Here is a 19,752-nt window from a genome sequence, read left to right as displayed (position 1 = left end):
TTCCGGCCCGCGGCGCGTTTCAGAAACGCAGTCCTGGGCCACTCTTCTCCCATGACCGAACGTCCCGTGGTCAAACGCACCGCCCGCGCGATCCTGCTCGACGGTGACGACCTGATCCTCATCAAGCGCACCAAGCCCGGCATCGACCCCTATTGGCTGACCCCCGGCGGGGGAGTCGAGCCCTCGGACGAGACCGTCGTCGACGCCCTCCACCGGGAGGTCCACGAGGAACTCGGCGCGAGGATCACCGATGTGGTGCCCTGCTTCGTCGACACCGTCGAGCACATCGCCGACGGAGGAGTGACCGGAGTGAAGGTGCAGCACTTCTTCGTCTGCCGACTCGCCTCGATGGACCCCGCCGAGCGGCACGGCCCCGAGGTGGAGCAGCCGGAGGGGACGTACGAGATCGTGCGCGTGCCGTTCAGCCGGGTCGGCATCGCCGCCGTCCACCTCGTGCCCCTGTCCCTGCGCCACTACCTGGACGGCAACATCGAGGGTGTGCGGGCCATGCACGCTCCCGACCTGGGGTGATCGGAAACTCTCGAGAGGCGGGCGCCCGCCGGTGTCAGCCGGCGACGCCCGCCAGCTCCTCGACCGCGTCGTAGCGGATCCGCTCCCGGGGAATGCCGATCCGCTCGAGCTCGCCCACACCGCTGCGGATCATCGCCGGCGGCCCCGAGACGAAGGCGTCGTACGAGCTCCACGGGCCGTTCCGGCCGACCGCCCGCGGCAGCTGGCCCTCCAGCCCCGCGCCGACCACCGGGCGCACCGAGAGCCACGGGTGCGAACGCTGGAGCCCCAACAGGGTGTCCTTGTCGTACAGGTCCCCGTCCGTGCGCGCCCCGAAGAACACCTCCACCGGGCGCCGTTCGCCGTGCACCGCCACGTCCTCGATCAACGCCTTGATCGGAGCGATGCCGGTTCCGCCGGCCAGGCAGAGCATCCCGTTGTCGGTGCTGTGGTCCACCACCATCGACCCGGCCGGCGGCCCGAGCCGCAGCACGTCGCCGGGGCGGGCGTGGCGTACGAGAGCGTTGGAGACCCAGCCGGCCGGAACGGCCTTGACGTGGAAGGACAGCAAGCCGTCGGCGCGCGGGGCCGAGGCGAACGAGTAGTGCCGCCAGACCTGGGGCCACCACGGGGTCTCCAGGCTCGTGTACTGGCCGGCCAGGAAGGTGTACGGCTGGTCGGGGCGGACGGTCAGCACCGCGATGTCGGGCGTGCGCAGCTCGTGCGAGACCACTTCGGCGTGCCACCACGCCGGCGACTTCCACTCGTCCTCGGCGGCGGCATCGATCATGATCTGGGAGATGGCGGTGTAGGCCCGCACCCACGCGGCCTCGGCATCCGGCCCCCAGGTGTTCTCGGCGTACCGGGACAGCGCCCCGATAAGGGCCTCGCCGACCACCGGATAGTGGCCTGCGAGCGTGCCGTACTTGCGGTGCCCGGTGCCCAGCCGCTGGAGGTAGGGCGTGAGCACCTCTGGATTGTCGATGTGCTCGGCCGCGGTGAGCAATGCTTTCAGCAGCCTGTCGCGCTGGGCGTCCATCGCGGCCGGGAACATGCCCCGTACCTCCGGGTGCCTTGTGAACACCAGGGCGTAGAAGTACGAGGTCACCCGGTCGGCCACGGGTGCGACCTCCGCCAGCGTCCGGCGGATGAGCACCGCGTCCGGGGAGGGCCCGGCCAGACTGCCCCCGGAAGGTATCGGGGCGGTCCCTCTGGCCGGTCTGGTGGGCGGAGCGTCCATGCGATGCCTCGCTTCGAACATCTCGGTCGGTAAAGCACGCCACGGCCTTTGAATCCGTGGTTCCGGGGCTCACAGACTGCCAGCCGACCCAGATACTCGCGGAGGAATGAAGAAATCCCCCGTTTCGAACCCACTTTCCTCCTAAGATGCCTCAACTCCCGGGCGTGCCGCGGCAACGAGCTGGTATGCGTCGCGCAGATCCCGTCCTTCGTAGACATGCGTGGCACGCTCCACCAGAGCGGGCTGGGCGTTGACCGCCACCGACACCGGAACCGCATCGAAGAGCACCGCGTCGGTCGCCGAGTCTCCGTACGCCACGCAGTCCGACCGGTCGACCCCGAACCGGGAGCACAGCCGGTCGGCCACCGTGACCTTGTCCTTCGGAGTCAGGATCCCGGTCACGTCCACGGGCCGGGTGAACGGGACCTCGGGGAACACCGAGCCGTGGGCGGCGTGTGCACCCCAGTCCAGCAGCAGCTCCACGAAGAACGACGGCGACAGCGAGATCACCGCGCAGTAGTCGCCCCGCTCCCGGATCTCCTGCCACACCTCGCGGATCCCGGCCAGCCAGGGAGCACCGTCGAACGCCGCCCGGACATGCACGGGCGTCAGCTCGGCCCACAGGGCGTGGGCCGCCACCGAGAACTCCTGGGGGCCGATCTCACGGGCTCCGAACGCGCGCTCCAACTCGGCGATATCCGCGCCCAGGCCGAGCTGCCGGGAAATCTCCACCGGCGCTGCCGAGCCGTACATCAGGGTGCCGTCGAGGTCGAAGAGGTGCAACAGCGTCATGGGAGTGGAGGCTAGCCGCTGGTTTCACGTGAAACGGTCTGTTTCACGTGAAACCTCTGTTTGGTTTCACGTGAAACATCGCGCGGTTTCACGTGAAACATCAGACCGATCGGCGCCGAACATCGCCCGAATTCCCCTGGACGCCTCCCCGTCGGTGATCCAGTCTGGGCTCGTGACACCACCACACCTCACCGACCTGCCGATCCGTGCACTGACGGTGGATGATCTCCGCCACTGCGCCAACCTCTCCGAAGACCGCGGATGGCCGCGCGAGGACCACAAGTGGGGCTTGCTCCTTGCCGCAGGCAAGGGCTACGGGGTCGACGCCCCGGACGGGAGGGGGCTCGCCGCCGCCTGTGTCGTCACCTCCTACGGGCACACGTACGACAAGCCCGAGCTGGCCGCCATCGGAATGGTCCTCGTGGCCGACCGGTACGCACGCCAAGGCCTGGGCCGCCGCTTGATGACACACCTCTGCGACGACGTCCTCAAGGGCATCCCGCTCACCCTCCACGCCACGCCGTACGGCCGCCCGCTCTACGAGGAGCTCGGCTTCACCGCCACGGGCCGGACCGAGATGCTCCTGGGAGCCTTCCGCTCCGATCTCGCGGCCCCGCCGCCGGGCAGCGCCACGGTCCGGTCTGCCGCCGCCGGGGACATCGCACGGATCCTCCGCCTGGACGCCGAGGTGTTCGGCGCCGACCGGACCCACCTGATCACGCGGCTCCCGGCCTTCGCGGACCGGCTCCTGGTGGCAGAGGACGGTGCGGGCCACCTCACCGGATACGCCGCCGTCTGGCCCAACATGGAGACGCATGTGATCGGCCCGCTGATCGCCCGCGACACGGCCTGCGCAAAGGCCCTCGTCACCGCCCTCGCAGCCACCACCAGCAGGCCCCTGCGCACCGATGTCGACGTCCGCCATGAAGAGTTCGCCGCCTGGCTCAAGGAGCGCGGCTTGGACTCCGTCGCCTTCAACGCGGTCATGACCCGTGACATCCCCGGACTCCCCGGCGACTGGACCCGGCGCTGGGCCCCGCTCACCGTGGCCGCCGGCTGAGAGGGAGTGCCTCCATGTCCGAGACCGCCGAGCTCTTCATCCGCCCGGCGACCGAGAAGGACCTGCCGGCCATCGTCGCGATGCTGGCCGACGATCCCCTCGGCGCCGCACGCGAATCCCCGGACGATCTCACGCCGTACCTCGCGGCGTACCAGCGCCTGGCCGCGGACCCCCACCAGCATGTGGTCGTGGCGGTGCGCGACGGACGGGTCGTGGGCACGCTCCAGCTCACCATCGTCCCGGGCCTGTCCCGCAAGGGGGCCACCCGCTCCATCATCGAAGGCGTCCGCATCCACGCCGACGAGCGCGGCAGCGGCCTGGGAACCCGGTTCATCGAATGGGCGATCGAGCAATCCCGCCGTGAGAACTGCCGCCTGGTCCAGCTCACCTCCGACGCGACCCGCACCGACGCCCACCGCTTCTACGAGCGGCTCGGCTTCACCCCGTCCCACATCGGCTTCAAGCTCGCCCTCTGATCGCCCACGGCAGGCCGGGCCGACCGGGCCCGGCCGACGGGCCGGGCAGGCCGCGGGTCAGCCGATCCCCCGCCAGCCCTGCGGGTCCACCCCGCCCGGAACCGGGGCCTCGGCGTCGTACGGCCGCCGGGTGAACACGAACGACCCCAGATCGAGGTGGCTGACCGAGCCGTCGGTCCGCCGGACCGCCCGCAGCGTCTCCCCCGCGTAGTAGCCGTTCAGGCCCCGCCAGCTGCCGTCCGGCTCCGCCCGGAACCCGGCCACGCGGCCCTGCCCGCCCGCGGGGCCCAGTTCCAGCTCCCCGTTCGACCTCAGCCGGACCACGTGCGCCGCCGGACCCCAGTACCAGGGCCCGCACAGCTCCAGTGCCACCGGGTCCGCCTCCTCGAACGGCACCCACGGCTCCGGGAAGCGCGGCTCGGCGTCCGCGACGATGGTCAGCAGGTCCGCGGCCACGGCCCCGGCGGGCAGCCCCGACGTGCAGTTCGCAAGCACCACGGCCACCACATCCTCGGCCTGGTTCAGCCACAGGCCGGCGACGAAGCCCGGCAGCGAGCCGCAGTGCCCCGCGAGCCGGCGCCCGCCGCTCTCCGTCAGCTGGACCCCCAGCCCGTACCCGTACTCGGCGATTCCCGGCTCGGCGGGCGCCGCGGCGACGGCCATCTCCCGGGCGGATTCGGCGCCCAGCACCCGCTCGTCCCCGTGCAGCAGGAACTGCCCGAACCGCGCCAAGTCGCGTGTGGTGGACCACAGCTGACCCGCCGGAGCCATCAGGCCCAGGTCCTCCGGCGGCTCGGGCATGAGCACATCGGCCCATGGATGGACGGCCCAGCCGTCAGCGTACGGTGCCTGCGGCTGCGCGGTCGTCCGGTCCAGCCCCAGCGGCTCCAGCACCTCGGTACGCAGCACCTCTTCCCAGGGCTTGCCGCGCACGGCCTCCACGAGCGAACCCAGCAGTGTGTAGCCGGGGTTGGAGTAGTGGTGGCGCCGGCCGGGCTCGAAGAGGAACGGCTCCGCTCCCAGGACGTCGGAGAGCTCCGGACGCAGGGAGGCGGAGCTCCGCTCCCACCATGCGCCGGGCGTCTCTGCAGCCAACCCTCCCGTATGGGCCAGCAGCTGCCGGACGGTCACCTCTGCGGCGCCGGTTCCGGGCAGATGCTTCTCGAGAGGGTCCCCGAGCGCCAGCAGCCCCTCGTCGCGCAGCCGCATCACCAGGACGGCGGTGAAGGTCTTGGTGATCGACCCGATCCGGTACTGCACGTTCCCGTCCGGTCCGTGCCCGCCGGCCGGGCTCCGGGCCCCCTCCCAGACCAGGGCGCCTCCCCGCGCCACGGCGGCGACCACCGAGGGCGCCCGGCACTCGCTCTGGGCGACGGCGATCCGGTGCCCGAGCGCGCGCCGGGTGGAGGGAAGCAGCTCCAGGTCTTCAGGCAAGGCATCCATGCCTGGATGCTACGTGTTGGCCATGTCCACGAACCGCGAATAGTGGCCCTGGAAGGCGACCGTGATCGTCGCCGTGGGGCCGTTTCGGTGCTTGGCCACGATCAGGTCGGCCTCGCCCGCGCGGGGCGACTCCTTCTCGTACGCGTCCTCACGGTGCAGCAGGATCACCATGTCGGCGTCCTGCTCGATCGAGCCCGACTCACGCAGGTCGGAGACCATCGGCTTCTTGTCGGTGCGCTGTTCGGGACCACGGTTCAGCTGGGACAGCGCGATGACCGGCACCTCGAGCTCCTTGGCCAGCAGCTTGAGGTTTCGGGACATGTCCGAGACCTCCTGCTGGCGGCTCTCGGGCCGGCGGGAGCCGCCCGACTGCATCAGCTGGAGGTAGTCGATGACCACCAAGGCGAGGTTGTTGCGCTGCTTCAGGCGCCGGCACTTCGCCCGGATCTCCATCATCGACAGGTTGGGGGAGTCGTCGATGTACAGCGGTGCGGCGGAGACGTCCGGCATGCGGCGGGCCAGCCGGGTCCAGTCGTCGTCCGTCATCGTGCCGGAGCGCATGTGGTGCAGGGCGACGCGGGCCTCTGCGGACAGCAGGCGCATCGCGATCTCGTTGCGCCCCATTTCGAGGGAGAAGATCACGCTCGGCAGATTGCTCTTGATGGAGCAGGCGCGGGCGAAGTCCAGCGCGAGCGTCGACTTGCCCATGGCGGGGCGGGCCGCGATGACGATCATCTGGCCCGGGTGCAGGCCGTTGGTGAGCGAGTCGAGGTCCGTGAACCCGGTCGGGACGCCGGACATCTGGCCGCTGCGCGAGCCGATGGCCTCGATCTCGTCGAGCGCGCCCTCCATGATGTCGCCGAGGGGCAGGTAGTCCTCGGAGGTCCGCTGCTCGGTGACGGCGTAGATCTCGGCCTGGGCGCTGTTGACGATCTCGTCGACATCGCCGTCCGCCGCGTATCCCATCTGCGTGATCTTGGTGCCGGCGGCGACGAGGCGACGCAGGACCGCCCGCTCGTGCACGATCTCTGCGTAGTACGAGGCGTTGGCCGCTGTGGGCACCGACTGGACCAGCGTGTGCAGGTACGAGACACCGCCGACCTTGCCGATCTCGCCGCGCCGGGTCAGCTCGGCGCCGACCGTGATCGGGTCGGCGGGCTCGCCCTTGGCGTAGAGGTCGAGGACGGCCTGGTAGATGGTCTCGTGCGAGGGCCGGTAGAAGTCGTGGCCCTTGATGATCTCCACGACGTCCGCGATGGCGTCCTTGGACAGCAGCATGCCGCCGAGCACCGACTGCTCGGCGTCGAGGTCCTGCGGAGGAACCCGCTCGAAGCCGCCACCGTCCCAGGAGCCGCCCTCGCGTCCCCGCTCGTGCTGCTCATCTCCACGGCCTCGGCTGTCGGCCCCGCGGCGCGAGCGGGTGGGCAGACGGTCGCCCGGACCGCTGTCGGCCCAGGGATCGTCCATGGGCTCGGGCATGCTCACCGGCCCGCCTCCTCACGTCCGCAGCGCGGACCTCACCATGCCACGCTCTCCGGGGCACGGCCCTGACATTTGGGACACCCGAGTCGGCAGTCAGCCGGTCGGGCAACGCTCAACGGTAGGGCCGGGAGCGACGTCAGCCAATCTTGTTATCCACAGGCTGTGTGGATGAGATGTGGACGACGGACCCAATGCTGTGGGTAACTCGTCGGAAGCTGTGTACGGACCAGGGGACGACCCTGTGGACAAAATCACCTGACCTACCCGATAACCCAGCCTGACCTGCACATTCTTCCTCCACGGCCTGTGGGGGAGAAATTTCTTCGTCACAGTCCCGAGATCACCTCCGGCGGGGTGCAGCGAACGCCGGAAGCGACCGTTCAGTAAGGATCAGTAGTCGATTGTGTCTGTTACCTGTGGAAGATTAGATTGAGTGCATGACACAGGCCCTGGAGACACCGAAGGCTGCACCGAGACGGCACGACCGAGAGATCCTGGCTCTCGCCGTGCCGGCCTTCGGCGCGCTCGTCGCGGAACCCCTCTTCGTACTGGCCGACAGCGCCATCGTGGGGCACCTCGGCACCTCCCAGCTGGCCGGGCTCGGCATCGCCGCCGCTCTTCTGACGACCGCCGTAAGCGTCTTCGTCTTCCTCGCCTACGCCACCACCGCGGCTGTCTCCCGCCGCGTCGGCTCGGGCGACCTGGGGGCCGCAATCCGGCAGGGCATGGACGGCATCTGGCTCGCCCTCCTCCTGGGCGCGGCCGTCGTGGCCATCACGCTTCCCACAGCACCCTGGCTGGTCTCGGCCTTCGGCGCCTCCGACACCGCCGCCCCCTACGCGGTCACCTACCTGCGGATCTCGGCGTTCGGCATCCCGGCCATGCTCGTGGTCCTGGCGGCCACGGGCGTCCTCCGCGGCCTCCAGGACACCCGGACCCCGCTATACGTGGCCGTGGGCGGTTTCACCCTCAACGCCGGCCTCAACGCCGCTCTCGTCTACGGAGCCGGCCTCGGCATCGCGGGCTCCGCCTGGGGCACCGTCATTGCCCAGTGCGCCATGGCCGCCGCCTACCTCCTCGTGGTAATCCGCGGGGCCCGGAGACACGGAGCCTCGCTGCGTCCCGACGCGGCAGGCATCCGGGCCTGCGCCCAGGCCGGCATGCCACTGCTGATCCGTACCCTGTCCCTCCGGGCCGTCCTGATGATCGCGACCGCCGTGGCCGCCGGGTTGGGCGACGCCGACATCGCCGCCCACCAGATCCTTCTCGCCCTGTGGAGCCTGCTCGCCTTCACACTGGACGCGATCGCCATCGCCGGACAGGCGATCATCGGCCGGTACCTGGGAGCCGGCGACATCGCGGGCGCCAAAACCGTCTGCCGCCGGATGGTGCAGTGGGGGATCGTCTCCGGTGCCGTCCTCGGCGCGCTGGTGGCCGTGGCCCGCCCCCTGATCGTGCCACTGTTCACCACCGACCCGCTGGTGGAGCAGGCCCTGCTGCCCGCGCTGCTGGTAGTGGCCGTGTCCCAGCCCGTCGCCGGGGTGGTCTTCGTCCTCGACGGAGTCCTGATGGGCGCGGGCGACGGCCGCTATCTGGCCTGGGCCATGCTGACGACGCTGGCCGTGTTCGCCCCGGCCGCCCTGCTCGTTCCGGCCACCGGTGGCGGGCTGACGGCGCTGTGGTGCGCCATGACCCTGATGATGCTGGTCCGGCTGGTGACCCTCCAGCTGCGCGCCCGCTCCGGCCGATGGGCGGTCGCCGGGGCGACCCGCTGAGTCCCGGACTGATGTTTCACGTGAAACGTGCCTCTGCGGGCGGGCCGTGTTTCACGTGAAACAACGGCTTCACTCCCGCCACCCGCCATCCCGCAGCAACGACGAAGGGCCGCACCCGAGGGGGTGCGGCCCTTCATGCGCAGCACTTAGGCGGCGACGACCTCGACGCCCACGTTCGCGGCGACCTCGGCGTGCAGACGCACGGAGACCTGGTACGAACCGAGGGTCTTGATCGGGGCAGCCAGCTCCACGCGGCGCTTGTCGACCTTCGGGCCACCGGAAGCCTCGATCGCCGTGGCGATGTCGGCCGGGGTCACGGAGCCGAAGAGGCGGCCGGCGTCACCCGAGCGGGTGGCCAGACGGACCTTCGTGCTCTCGAGCTGGGCCTTGACCTCGTTGGCCTGCTCGATGGTCGCGATCTCGTGGATCTTGCGGGCGCGGCGGATCTGCGCCACGTCCTTCTCGCCACCCTTGGTCCAGCGGATCGCGAAACCACGCGGGACCAGGTAGTTGCGAGCGTAACCGTCCTTGACGTCGACGACGTCGCCGGCGGCACCGAGGCCCGAGACCTCCTGGGTCAGGATGATCTTCATTAGTCGGTCACCCTTTCCTTATCGCGCGGTGGACGTGTAGGGCAGCAGCGCCATCTCACGGCTGTTCTTCACGGCCGTGGCGACGTCACGCTGGTGCTGCGTGCAGTTGCCGGTGACGCGGCGGGCACGGATCTTGCCGCGGTCGGAAATGAACTTCCGCAGCATGTTCGTGTCCTTGTAGTCCACGTACGCGGTCTTGTCCTTGCAGAACGCGCAGACCTTCTTCTTCGGCTTGCGCACAGGCGGCTTCGCCATTGTGTCTCTCCTGTGTGATCAAGAAGTGGGGGTGCGAGCTTCCCTAGAAGGGGGGCTCGTCCGAGTAGCCGCCGCCGGAGTTTCCACCCCAGCCACCGCCGCCGCCCTGCTGGCCGCTGGCCGGCGCGCTGGACGCCCACGGGTCGTCGGAGGGGCCTCCGCCGCCCTGCGGACCGCCGCTGGGGGCACCGCCCCAGCCACCGCCGCCGCCCTGCTGGCCGCCGCCGTAGCCGCCCTGGCCACCGCGGCCGGTGGTCTTGGTGACCTTGGCCGTGGCGTTCTTCAGGCTGGGACCGACTTCCTCGACGTCCAGCTCGAAGACCGTGCGCTTGACACCCTCACGGTCCTCGTACGACCGCTGCCTCAGCCGGCCCTGCACGACGACGCGCATGCCCCGCTGAAGGGACTCGGCGACGTTCTCCGCCGCCTGCCGCCACACCGAGCAGGTCAGGAACAGGCTCTCGCCGTCCTTCCACTCGTTGGTCTGACGGTCGAAGGTGCGGGGGGTGGACGCGACGCGGAACTTCGCGACCGCCGCACCCGAGGGGGTGAAGCGCAGCTCGGGGTCGTCGACGAGATTGCCGACGACCGTGATGACGGTCTCGCCTGCCATGGATGAACCTCTCGGCGGGGATGTACTGCTGGCTGCTGTGCTACTCGAACCCGATTACCGCTGAACCGAGGTTCAGTGGGTCTCGGGACGAAGGACCTTGGTCCGGAGAACCGACTCGTTCAGGTTCATCTGGCGGTCGAGCTCCTTGACGACCGCGGGCTCGGCCTGCAGGTCGATGACCGAGTAGATGCCCTCGGGCTTCTTCTTGATCTCGTAAGCGAGACGACGACGGCCCCAGGTGTCGACCTTCTCGACCTTTCCGTTGCCCTCGCGGACGACGGAGAGGAAGTTCTCGATCATGGGGGCGACAGAGCGCTCCTCGAGATCGGGGTCGAGGATGACCATCACTTCGTAGTGACGCATGTGGAACCCACCTCCTTTGGACTCAGCGGCCACGGTCGTTCCGTGGCAGGAGGGTCGTGATGCGTGCTGCACGGCGTCTGAGAGCAGACACCGCGCAGACCGTACAGACTACCCCGCCGCCTCCTTCCGGTTGAAATCCGGCGCAGAGGGGCCACAATCTGTAGGCATCGGGTGTGCTCGGTGCTATGCCCCCGGCCCGGTGGCAGCACCGCAGCACCGGACTGCTTCAGCCAGGAGGTGCCCACCGATGGCACAGGCAATGCGCTCCCAGCCCCCCATCTCGCTCCTCTCGACCGATGGCAAGCCCCATCCGCTGCAGGACACCCTGATGGCGGTCACCCTCGTCTGCGGCGCCGTGGCATGCATCACAGCGTTCTTCGACAATCTGCACCTGCTCACCTCGTGGACCGGACTGGTCGGGATCCTGACCGGCGCATACGGACAGTTCGTCTCGGAAACGACACGCGAGCGCTTCGCGCTGATCATCGGCCTTGGCGCATCGGGCCTCGGCTTCTACCTCGGCATGGCCCACGGCGGTCTCTTCGGCGGCTTGCTGGGCTGACCGGGGCACCTTCGCGACAGGGCGCCGGCCCCCCCGACCGGCCCGGATAGGGCCCGTCCCCCAGATGGGTGGCGCCCTTGTCGCAGTAGGCTTCGCGCCATAGCCAGCGAAGCCGCCGGAGGAGACGCCCCGCATGAGCCTGTCCCTGAGGACCATCAGCCGAGAGCAGCATCTGGGTTACCTCCAGAGCCTGCCCTCGGCTAGCCACTGCCAGGTCCCGGCGTGGGCCGACGTGAAGAACGAGTGGCGTTCCGAGAACCTCGGATGGTTCGACCAGAACGACGAACTCGTCGGTGCCGCACTCGTGTTGTACCGCCAGCTGCCCAAGGTGAAGCGGTACCTCGCCTACCTTCCCGAGGGCCCCGTCATCAACTGGTTCGCCCCGAATCTGGAGGAATGGCTCCAGCCGATGCTGGCGCACCTCAAGCGCCAGGGCGCCTTCACCGTGAAGATGGGCCCGCCCGTCGTCATCCGCCGCTGGAACTCCGCCGCCATCAAGGCCGGCATCCAGGACCCGAACGTCAAGCGCCTGCGCGACGTGGAGGCTTCGCACATCGAGCCCCGCGCCTTCGAGGTGTCCGACAAGCTGCGCCGCATGGGCTGGCAGCAGGGCGAGGACGGCGGCGCCGGCTTCGGTGACGTCCAGCCCCGCTACGTCTTCCAGGTGCCGCTCGCCAACCGCTCGCTGGACGACGTCCTCAAGGGCTTCAACCAGCTGTGGCGCCGCAACATCAAGAAGGCCGAGAAGGCCGGCGTCGAGGTCGTCCAGGGCGGCTACGACGACCTGCACACCTGGCAGCACCTGTACGAGATCACGGCCGAGCGCGACAAGTTCCGCCCGCGCCCGCTCAGCTACTTCCAGCGCCAGTGGACGGCCCTCAACGCCGAGGACCCGAACCGGATGCGGCTCTACATCGCCCAGCACGAGGGCGAGGCGCTGGCCGCAGCGACCATGATCACCGTCGGCCAGCACGTCTGGTACTCGTACGGCGCCTCCGCCAACCACAAGCGCGAGGTGCGGCCTTCGAACGCGATGCAGTGGCGCATGCTGCGCGACGCGTACGCGCTGGGGGCGAGCGTCTATGACCTGCGCGGTATCAGTGACACGCTGGATGAGAACGACCACCTGTTCGGCCTGATCCAGTTCAAGGTCGGTACGGGCGGCGAGGCCGTCGAGTACGTCGGCGAGTGGGACTTCCCGCTCAACAAGGTGCTGCACAAGGCGCTCGACATCTACATGTCGCGTCGCTGACCGGCCGCACCCCCACCTACCGCACCGCTGCTTCAGGCAGCCATTCCAGAGAGGCTCCGGACGGGCATGGCGCTCACGCTCTACGTCGACACCGCGCGCTGGCGTGCGCACCACAAGCAGATCCAGGACCAGTTCCCCGGCCTGGTCCCGGTCTGCAAGGGCAACGGCTACGGCTTCGGCCACGAGCGGCTGTCCGAGGAGGCGACCCACCTGGGCGCGGACATCCTGGCCGTCGGCACGACGTACGAGGCCGCCACCATCAAGGACCTCTTCAGCGGCGACCTGCTCGTCCTCACCCCGTTCCGGCGGGGTGAGGACCCGGTCCCGCTGCCGGACCGGGTGATCCGCTCCGTGGCCTCGCTGGACGGGGTCCGCGGCCTGGTCGGCGCCCGTGTGGTCATCGAGTGCATGAGCTCGATGCGCCGCCACGGCATCTCCGAGCAGGACCTGGGCCAGCTGCACGCGGCGATCGAGGACGTACGGCTGGAGGGCTTCGCCCTGCACCTGCCGCTGGACCGCCCGGACGGCTCGGACCCGGTCGAGGAGGTCATCGGCTGGCTGGACCGGCTGCGTGCGGCCCGCCTGCCGCTGCACACCATGTTCGTCAGCCACCTGAAGTCCGCGGACCTGGCCCGGCTCCAGCAGCAGTTCCCGCAGACCCGCTTCCGGGCCCGTATCGGCACCCGGCTGTGGCTCGGGGACCACGAGGCGACCGAGTACCGCGGCAGCGTCCTGGACGTCACCCGGGTGGCCAAGGGCGACCGGTTCGGCTACCGGCAGCAGAAGGCCGCCTCCGACGGCTGGCTCGTCGTGGTGGCCGGCGGCACCTCCCACGGAGTGGGCCTGGAGGCCCCCAAGGCCCTGCACGGTGTCATGCCGCGCGCCAAGGGCGTGGCCCGGGCCGGCCTGGCCACCGTGAACCGGAACCTTTCGCCCTTCGTGTGGGCGGGCAAGCAGCGCTGGTTCGCCGAGCCGCCGCACATGCAGGTCTCGATCCTGTTCGTGCCGTCGGACTCGCCCGAGCCCAAGGTCGGCGACGAGCTCGTGGCGCACCTGCGCCACACGACGACGCAGTTCGACCGGATCGTCGACGCCTGATCCGGGCCGGTTCGGTCCTGGTCCGCCCGGATCAGGACCGAACCGGCCCCGAGGCCGTCAGTCCCCGGGGGCCGTGCCCCAGCGGACCCGCTGTCCCTCCGAGGGCGCCGCTTCCTGCGGCGCCCTCGCCGCGTCCGCGAGCACGAACACGTCCTCGGCCCCGTCCAGGACACCGCCGGAGGGGTCGTCCGACCCGTCGCGGCGTACGACGTCCCGCTCGGGCAGCAGGATGTCGCGCACCACGACCGCGCACAGGTAGAGCGTGCCCAGCAGGTGGGCGGCTATGGCCAGCTGGTAGCCCTCCGTGGGCAGGCCCTGGTGCTTGTCGCCACTGGTCGTGTAGGCCAGGTAGAACCAGATCCCGAGGAAGTACACGACTTCGGTGGCCTGCCAGATCAGGAAGTCCCGCCAGCGCGGCCGGGCCAGCGCCGCGAGCGGGATGAGCCACAGCACGTACTGCGGCGAGTAGACCTTGTTGGCCAGGATGAAGGCGGCCACGACCAGGAAGGCCAGCTGCGCGAAGCGCGGGCGGCGGGGCGCGATGAGCGCGAGCAGGCCGATGGCCGCGCACATCAGCAGCGTCAGGCCCGTCGCATAGGTGTTGGCGTCGTTCAGGGGGTTGCCGGAGCGCTGGGAGATGAGCAGCCACACCGAGCCGAAGTCGATCGGCCGCTCCTGGCTGAAGGTGTAGAACTTCTTCCAGCCGTCCCAGGCGAACAGCATGACGGGCAGGTTCACCACGAGCCAGGAGGCGGCCGCGCCCAGGGTCGCCGCGCCGAAGGCACGCCACTTCCCGGCCCGCCAGCACAGCACGAACAGTGCCCCGAGCAGCAGGACGGGGTAGAGCTTCGCCGCGGTGGCCAGGCCGACGAGGACGCCGAAGAGCAGGGGGCGGCCGCGGGACCACATGAGCATGGCCGCGGCGGTCAGGGCGATGGCCAGCAGGTCCCAGTTGATCGTCGCGGTGAGCGCGAAGGCGGGCGCGAGCGCGAAGAGCAGCGCGTCCCAGGGCCGCCGGCGGTGGGTGCGGGCGACGCACACGGCGATGACCGCGGCGCAGCTCATCAGCATCCCGGCGTTGACCATCCAGTACATCTGCTCGCGGTGCTGCATGGAGCCGCCGCCCGGTGTCAGCCAGGACGCGACCTCCATGAACAGGCCGGTGAGCACGGGGTACTCGAGGTACTCCATGTCGCCGGGGAGGCGGTCGAAGTACGGGGTGAGGCCGTCGGCGAAGCCGCGCGCGACGAAGAGGTGCGGGATGTCGGAGTAGCAGGCGTGGGTGTACTGGGACCCGGCGCCCCGGAACCACGCCCAGTCGTAGCAGGGCAGTTTCTGCACCATGCCGAGCGCGAACATCCCGAGGGCGACCAGCACCACGACGCGGACCGGGTGCAGCCAGTGGCCGCCCAGTCTGGCGTGGCGGCCGATCGGGCCGCCGATGAACTCGCTGCCCGCCGCGGCGACCTCGTCCTGCCGGGTGGGCAGTACGAGCCGGTCCTCCTGCACCTTCGTCATGCGCTCATCCTGCCGTACGGCGCCGGGCACGCGGGAGGGCCGCCGCGACGGATGCGGCGGCCCTCCTCCGGTCAGGGGACGCGGCGCGGTCAGCCCCCGTCCGTGAGGGTTCCCCAGCTGGTGCTACCGCCTGGGCGGCCCGGCTTGACCGATGGTGTCGGGGACGGCGATCCGGTGGATCCGCCGCCGGTGTCGCTGCTTCCGCCGGTGGTGCCGCCGCTGTCGGGGATGCAGTACAGCTGCCACGGCCTGCAGGACGGCTTGCCGCCCCTGGAGGGCGACGGGGACGGGGACAGGGAGGTCGAGGGCGACGGGGACACCGACATGGACGGCGAGGAGGAGACGGAGGGGCTCGGCGAGGGGGCGCCGGCGGAGTCCGCGATCACACCGATCTTGTCGGGCTCGGGGAAGTCCTTGACCGGGGTGCCCTTGAGCGCTTCCTTCATGTACGCGGTCCAGATCACGGCCGGGATGTCGCCACCGTGGATGGAGTCGGTACCGCCCACGCCCTTCATGGAGATCAGCTTCTTGTCCGGCGAGTTCGGGTCGGTACGGAAGAGCGTGACCGAGGTGGACAGCTCCGGGGTGTAGCCGACGAACCAGGCCGACTTGTTGAAGTCGGTGGTACCGGTCTTGCCGGCCGCCGGCCGGCCGAGCTTCCTGGCCTTGGTGCCGGTGCCCTTCTCGACGACGTTGCGGAGCACCTTGGTGACGTTGTCGGCGATGGTGTCGTCCATCGCCCGCTGCTCCTTGGGCGGCTCAAAGCCGGGCAGGTCCTTGCCGTCCTTCTGCACGCTGTGCACGGAGAACGGCTCGCGGTGGACTCCGGACGCCGCGAAGGTGGCGTACGAGTCGGCCATGCGGATGGCGCTCGGGGTCGAGGTGCCCAGGGCGAACGAGGCGTCGTTGTTCGGGTTCATCGAGTCCTCGAGGATGCCCGTGGCCTTGGCCACCTCGCGGACCTTGGTGTGGCCGACGTCGAAGACGAGCTGCGCGAACGGCACGTTGATGGACTTCTCCATCGCCTCGTCGAGGGTCACGTAGCCGTAGGGGTACTCACTCTCGTTCTTCTGCCGGAAGGGATTGCCGGAGGAGTCGCGCAGCGGCTTGCCCTCACGGTTGTTGATCACCGTGAGGTCGTTGGCCATGTACTTGCTGTCGGGCGAGATGCCCTGACCCTTGGAGTTCTGGGTGCCGTACTCCATCGCCGCCGCCAGCACGTACGGCTTCCAAGTCGAGCCGACCGGGACACCGATGGTGTTGGCGTTGTTGCTGAAGTACTTCTTGTCCATTCCCGGGCCGCCGTACAGGGCCACGATCGCGCCGGTCTTGACGTCCACCGACGCCGCGCCGAACTGGACGAAGGAGTCGTACTCGGGCCGGGCCTTCTCGTCGAGGAAGTCGTTGCGGGTCTCGTCGACCGCCTTGGCCAGGGCGTCCACCTTCGGCTTCTGGAAGGTGGTCTTGATCTGGTAGCCGCCCCTGGCCATCTGCTCCGGGGTGATCTTCGCGACCTTCATGACGTACTGCTTGGCCGTCTCGACCAGGTAGCCGGTCTGGCCGGAGAGGCTGCGGGCCTGCTCGGAGTCGACGAGCTTGGGGAACTCCTTGTACTGCTCCCGCTCCGACTTCTCCATGCGGCCGACGGCGACCTCGCGGTCCAGGACCCAGGCCCAGCGCAGCTGGGCCCGCTTGGTGTTCTCCTCGGGGGTGGCCGTGGGCCCGATGCCGCCATCCGGGTTGTAGAGGTTGGGGCCCTTGAGCACGGAGGCCAGGAAGGCGCTCTCGGAGGGCGTGAGGTTCCAGCAGTCCTTGCCGAAGTAGGCACGCGCGGCCGCCTGGATGCCGTAGGCGTCGCGCCCGTAGTAGGCGGTGTTGAGGTAGCCGGCGAGGATCTTGCCCTTCTCCTCGGTCACACCCAGCCTTATCGAGATGAAGAGCTCGGTGACCTTGCGCTTCAGGGTCTGGTCCGAGTCCAGGTACGTGTTCTTCACGTACTGCTGGGTGATGGTCGAGCCGCCCTGGGTGGAGCCGCCCTTGGCCATGTTCCACACGGCGCGGGCGATACCCATCGGGTCGACGCCCTTGTCCGTCTCGAAGGACTCGTTCTCCGCGGCGATCACGGCGTTCTGCATCGACTTGGGGATCTTGTCGATGGGCACGATCTGCCGGTTCATGGTGCCGCCGGTGGCGACCATCTGGGTTCCGTCGTCCCAGAAGAACACGTTGTTCTGGGCCTGCGCGGCGAGGTTCGGGTCGGGCGTGCTCACCGCGGCGATGCCGATGCCGGCCCCTGCCGTAATCACGGCGAAGAAGCCCAGGGCCGTACCGCCCACCAGCTTCCACGACGGCATGAAGCGCTGCCAGCCGTCCTTGTCGGAGCGCGGGTAGTTGATGAACCGCTTGTCGGGGCGGCCCGCACCCCGTCCCCGGGTTCCGGATCCGCGCTGGGCTGCCCGGCGCGCCTCTGCACGGCTGCCGTGGCCGCGGGGGTCTGTGTACGGCCCGCTGTACGACGCCGTGGGGACGTCGCGTGCAGGCCCGGCACCCCGTCCGGGGCGCTGTTGGGCGGCCCGGCGGGCAGCGGCACGTCCGCTGCCCTCGGGCTGCGGCGGTTTGCGGCGGTGCTCGCTCATCGAACGACTACTCCTCGGGCAGGCGAGTGGCCTGGAAGCGGCTGCTGAATTCCGGTTCCCCCGGTGTCCTGCCGCAAAGACTACGCACGCCCAAAACCCGAACAGTGCCGAAGTTCACCCGAAATCGGGCAACTCGCATCGCGCGAATCAGTGATGTGATGCCGGTCACGAGATCGCCACTTGTCGCCGGAGACGGCCCGTTCTATCGTCTGGATGTATCGAGCCGATACATCAGCTCGGTATAAAAACTCAGAAGCGAAGGAGGCAGGCGGATGAGCAGGCGCTCAGGCATCCTCGAGTTCGCCGTCCTCGGCCTGCTTCGCGAGTCCCCCATGCACGGCTATGAGCTGCGCAAACGGCTCAACACCTCGCTGGGGGTATTCCGGGCGTTCAGCTACGGGACGCTCTATCCCTGCCTCAAGACGTTGGTCGCCAACGGCTGGCTGGCCGAGGAGCCGGGCAATGCCCCGGAGGACGCTCTCGCCGCTTCACTCGCAGGGCGCCGCGCCAAGATCGTCTACCGGTTGACGGCGGCCGGCAAGGAGCACTTCGAGGAGCTCCTGTCCCGCACGGGCCCCGACACATGGGAGGACGAGACCTTCGCCGCCCGGTTCGCCTTCTTCGGCCAGACCGAGCGGGACGTGCGCATGCGGGTCCTCGAAGGCCGCCGCAGCAGACTCGAGGAGCGCCTGGAGAAGATGCGCGCCTCGCTCGCCCGCACGCGGGAGCGCCTCGACGACTACACGCTTGAGCTGCAGCGGCACGGAATGGAATCCGTGGAGCGCGAAGTGCGCTGGCTGAACGAGCTCATCGAGAGTGAGCGGGCGGGACGGGATCTGAGACGACCCGGTCCGCCCGACGAAACCGCAAAGTGAGGCCTGCACCTCGCAGGCCTCGTCCGAGAACAAACAGGGAGCAACCGGAATGGGTTCGGTTCGCGTAGCCATCGTCGGCGTGGGCAACTGCGCCGCCTCGCTGGTGCAGGGCGTCGAGTACTACAAGGACGCCGACCCGGCGTCCAAGGTCCCCGGGCTGATGCACGTCCAGTTCGGCGACTACCACGTCGGTGACGTCGAGTTCGTCGCCGCGTTCGACGTCGACGCGAAGAAGGTCGGCCTCGACCTCTCGGACGCCATCGGCGCCAGCGAGAACAACACCATCAAAATCTGCGACGTCCCGCCCTCCGGTGTGACCGTCCAGCGCGGCCACACCCTGGACGGCCTGGGCAAGTACTACCGCGCGACGATCGAGGAGTCCTCCGAGGCCCCGGTCGACGTGGTCCAGGTCCTCAAGGACCGCGAGGTCGACGTTCTGGTCTGCTACCTGCCCGTCGGCTCCGAAGAGGCGGCGAAGTTCTACGCCCAGTGCGCCATCGACGCCAAGGTCGCCTTCGTCAACGCCCTCCCGGTCTTCATCGCCGGCACCAAGGAGTGGGCCGACAAGTTCACCGAGGCCGGTGTCCCGATCGTCGGCGACGACATCAAGTCGCAGGTCGGCGCCACCATCACGCACCGCGTGATGGCGAAGCTGTTCGAGGACCGCGGTGTCCGTCTCGAGCGCACCATGCAGCTCAATGTGGGCGGCAACATGGACTTCAAGAACATGCTGGAGCGCGACCGCCTCGAGTCGAAGAAGATCTCCAAGACGCAGGCCGTCACCTCGCAGATCCCCGACCGCGACCTGGGCGAGAAGAACGTCCACATCGGCCCGTCCGACTACGTCGCGTGGCTCGACGACCGCAAGTGGGCTTACGTCCGCCTCGAGGGCCGTGCCTTCGGCGACGTCCCGCTGAACCTCGAGTACAAGCTCGAGGTGTGGGACTCCCCGAACTCCGCCGGTGTCATCATCGACGCCCTGCGCGCCGCGAAGATCGCCAAGGACCGCGGCATCGGCGGCCCGATCCTGTCGGCCTCCAGCTACTTCATGAAGTCCCCGCCGGTCCAGTACTTCGACGACGAGGCTCTGGAGAACGTGGAGAAGTTCATCAAGGGCGAGGTCGAGCGCTAAGCACGACGCTGCGCGAGGCACCGGGAGTCCCCGGACACCTGGTCTTCGACTGTTCTTCCGCGGAGGGTCTCCGGGCA

General features: G+C 69.3%; 19 protein-coding genes. 9 read left to right on the top strand and 10 right to left on the bottom strand.

The window, feature by feature from the left end; genetic code table 11:
- Window positions 1-51: 51 nt before the first annotated feature.
- Complete coding sequence (locus tag AC068A_RS10190) at window positions 52-531, top strand: NUDIX domain-containing protein (protein ID WP_478583359.1); 480 nt, start codon at window positions 52-54, stop codon at window positions 529-531.
- Window positions 532-565: 34 nt separating this feature from the next.
- On the opposite strand, the gene AC068A_RS10185 is transcribed toward AC068A_RS10190, so the two are convergent.
- Both AC068A_RS10185 and AC068A_RS10180 read right to left on the bottom strand, forming a co-directional pair.
- Entirely contained in the window at window positions 566-1,630 is a 1,065-nt protein-coding gene (locus tag AC068A_RS10185; RefSeq protein ID WP_478583356.1) for a globin domain-containing protein, read from the bottom strand.
- A 261-nt stretch (window positions 1,631-1,891) separates the two neighbouring features.
- Window positions 1,892-2,542: an HAD family hydrolase gene (locus AC068A_RS10180; protein WP_478583353.1), complete on the bottom strand. Its 651-nt coding sequence runs from the start codon at window positions 2,540-2,542 to the stop codon at window positions 1,892-1,894.
- A 172-nt stretch (window positions 2,543-2,714) separates the two neighbouring features.
- Between AC068A_RS10180 and AC068A_RS10175 the strand changes: the two genes are divergently transcribed.
- Both AC068A_RS10175 and AC068A_RS10170 read left to right on the top strand, forming a co-directional pair.
- The gene (locus AC068A_RS10175) at window positions 2,715-3,602 is read left to right on the top strand and encodes a GNAT family N-acetyltransferase (protein WP_478583351.1); all 888 of its coding nucleotides are present in this window, start codon (window positions 2,715-2,717) and stop codon (window positions 3,600-3,602) included.
- Between the two features lie 14 nt (window positions 3,603-3,616).
- The gene (locus tag AC068A_RS10170; protein WP_478583348.1) at window positions 3,617-4,078 is read left to right on the top strand and encodes an N-acetyltransferase family protein; all 462 of its coding nucleotides are present in this window, start codon (window positions 3,617-3,619) and stop codon (window positions 4,076-4,078) included.
- Between the two features lie 57 nt (window positions 4,079-4,135).
- On the opposite strand, the gene AC068A_RS10165 is transcribed toward AC068A_RS10170, so the two are convergent.
- Complete coding sequence (locus tag AC068A_RS10165) at window positions 4,136-5,521, bottom strand: serine hydrolase domain-containing protein (protein ID WP_478583346.1); 1,386 nt, start codon at window positions 5,519-5,521, stop codon at window positions 4,136-4,138.
- Window positions 5,522-5,530: 9 nt separating this feature from the next.
- A complete protein-coding gene (gene dnaB / locus AC068A_RS10160; RefSeq protein ID WP_360621206.1) occupies window positions 5,531-7,006 on the bottom strand; it encodes a replicative DNA helicase in 1,476 nt (491 codons plus the stop codon).
- Between the two features lie 434 nt (window positions 7,007-7,440).
- Between dnaB and AC068A_RS10155 the strand changes: the two genes are divergently transcribed.
- A complete protein-coding gene (locus AC068A_RS10155; RefSeq protein WP_478583342.1) occupies window positions 7,441-8,778 on the top strand; it encodes an MATE family efflux transporter in 1,338 nt (445 codons plus the stop codon).
- A 146-nt stretch (window positions 8,779-8,924) separates the two neighbouring features.
- Here the strand turns inward: AC068A_RS10155 and rplI are convergent, their stop codons facing one another.
- From rplI to rpsF, 4 genes are all read right to left on the bottom strand, one after another.
- Window positions 8,925-9,371: a 50S ribosomal protein L9 gene (gene rplI, locus AC068A_RS10150; protein ID WP_360621210.1), complete on the bottom strand. Its 447-nt coding sequence runs from the start codon at window positions 9,369-9,371 to the stop codon at window positions 8,925-8,927.
- A gap of 18 nt (window positions 9,372-9,389) precedes the next feature.
- Window positions 9,390-9,626: a 30S ribosomal protein S18 gene (gene rpsR, locus AC068A_RS10145; protein ID WP_005315025.1), complete on the bottom strand. Its 237-nt coding sequence runs from the start codon at window positions 9,624-9,626 to the stop codon at window positions 9,390-9,392.
- A gap of 43 nt (window positions 9,627-9,669) precedes the next feature.
- On the bottom strand, window positions 9,670-10,239 hold the full coding sequence (locus tag AC068A_RS10140) for a single-stranded DNA-binding protein (RefSeq protein WP_478583339.1): 570 nt from the start codon (window positions 10,237-10,239) through the stop codon (window positions 9,670-9,672).
- A gap of 72 nt (window positions 10,240-10,311) precedes the next feature.
- Complete coding sequence (gene rpsF / locus AC068A_RS10135) at window positions 10,312-10,602, bottom strand: 30S ribosomal protein S6 (protein ID WP_478583336.1); 291 nt, start codon at window positions 10,600-10,602, stop codon at window positions 10,312-10,314.
- A 247-nt stretch (window positions 10,603-10,849) separates the two neighbouring features.
- Between rpsF and AC068A_RS10130 the strand changes: the two genes are divergently transcribed.
- From AC068A_RS10130 to AC068A_RS10120, 3 genes are all read left to right on the top strand, one after another.
- A complete protein-coding gene (locus AC068A_RS10130) occupies window positions 10,850-11,164 on the top strand; it encodes a hypothetical protein (RefSeq protein ID WP_478583333.1) in 315 nt (104 codons plus the stop codon).
- A gap of 133 nt (window positions 11,165-11,297) precedes the next feature.
- The gene (locus AC068A_RS10125) at window positions 11,298-12,416 is read left to right on the top strand and encodes a lipid II:glycine glycyltransferase FemX (protein WP_478583330.1); all 1,119 of its coding nucleotides are present in this window, start codon (window positions 11,298-11,300) and stop codon (window positions 12,414-12,416) included.
- Between the two features lie 66 nt (window positions 12,417-12,482).
- Window positions 12,483-13,514 (top strand): alanine racemase, encoded by a 1,032-nt coding sequence (locus tag AC068A_RS10120; protein WP_478583328.1) that lies wholly within the window; start codon window positions 12,483-12,485, stop codon window positions 13,512-13,514.
- A 57-nt stretch (window positions 13,515-13,571) separates the two neighbouring features.
- On the opposite strand, the gene AC068A_RS10115 is transcribed toward AC068A_RS10120, so the two are convergent.
- Window positions 13,572-15,032: a glycosyltransferase family 87 protein gene (locus AC068A_RS10115; RefSeq protein ID WP_478583327.1), complete on the bottom strand. Its 1,461-nt coding sequence runs from the start codon at window positions 15,030-15,032 to the stop codon at window positions 13,572-13,574.
- 89 nt (window positions 15,033-15,121) lie between these two features.
- Window positions 15,122-17,668, bottom strand: a complete 2,547-nt coding sequence (locus tag AC068A_RS10110) for a transglycosylase domain-containing protein (RefSeq protein WP_478583324.1) — start codon at window positions 17,666-17,668, stop codon at window positions 15,122-15,124.
- A 272-nt stretch (window positions 17,669-17,940) separates the two neighbouring features.
- Between AC068A_RS10110 and AC068A_RS10105 the strand changes: the two genes are divergently transcribed.
- Window positions 17,941-18,543 carry a PadR family transcriptional regulator gene (locus tag AC068A_RS10105; protein WP_361093116.1) on the top strand — a complete coding sequence of 201 codons (603 nt, stop codon included), beginning with the start codon at window positions 17,941-17,943 and terminating at the stop codon, window positions 18,541-18,543.
- A 49-nt stretch (window positions 18,544-18,592) separates the two neighbouring features.
- Entirely contained in the window at window positions 18,593-19,675 is a 1,083-nt protein-coding gene (locus AC068A_RS10100) for an inositol-3-phosphate synthase (protein ID WP_360621226.1), read from the top strand.
- The last annotated feature ends 77 nt before the right edge of the window (window positions 19,676-19,752 follow it).

The sequence above is a fragment of the Streptomyces sp. NPDC043854 genome, from assembly GCF_056436005.1.
This window is presented reverse-complemented; position numbering and strand designations above follow the sequence as displayed.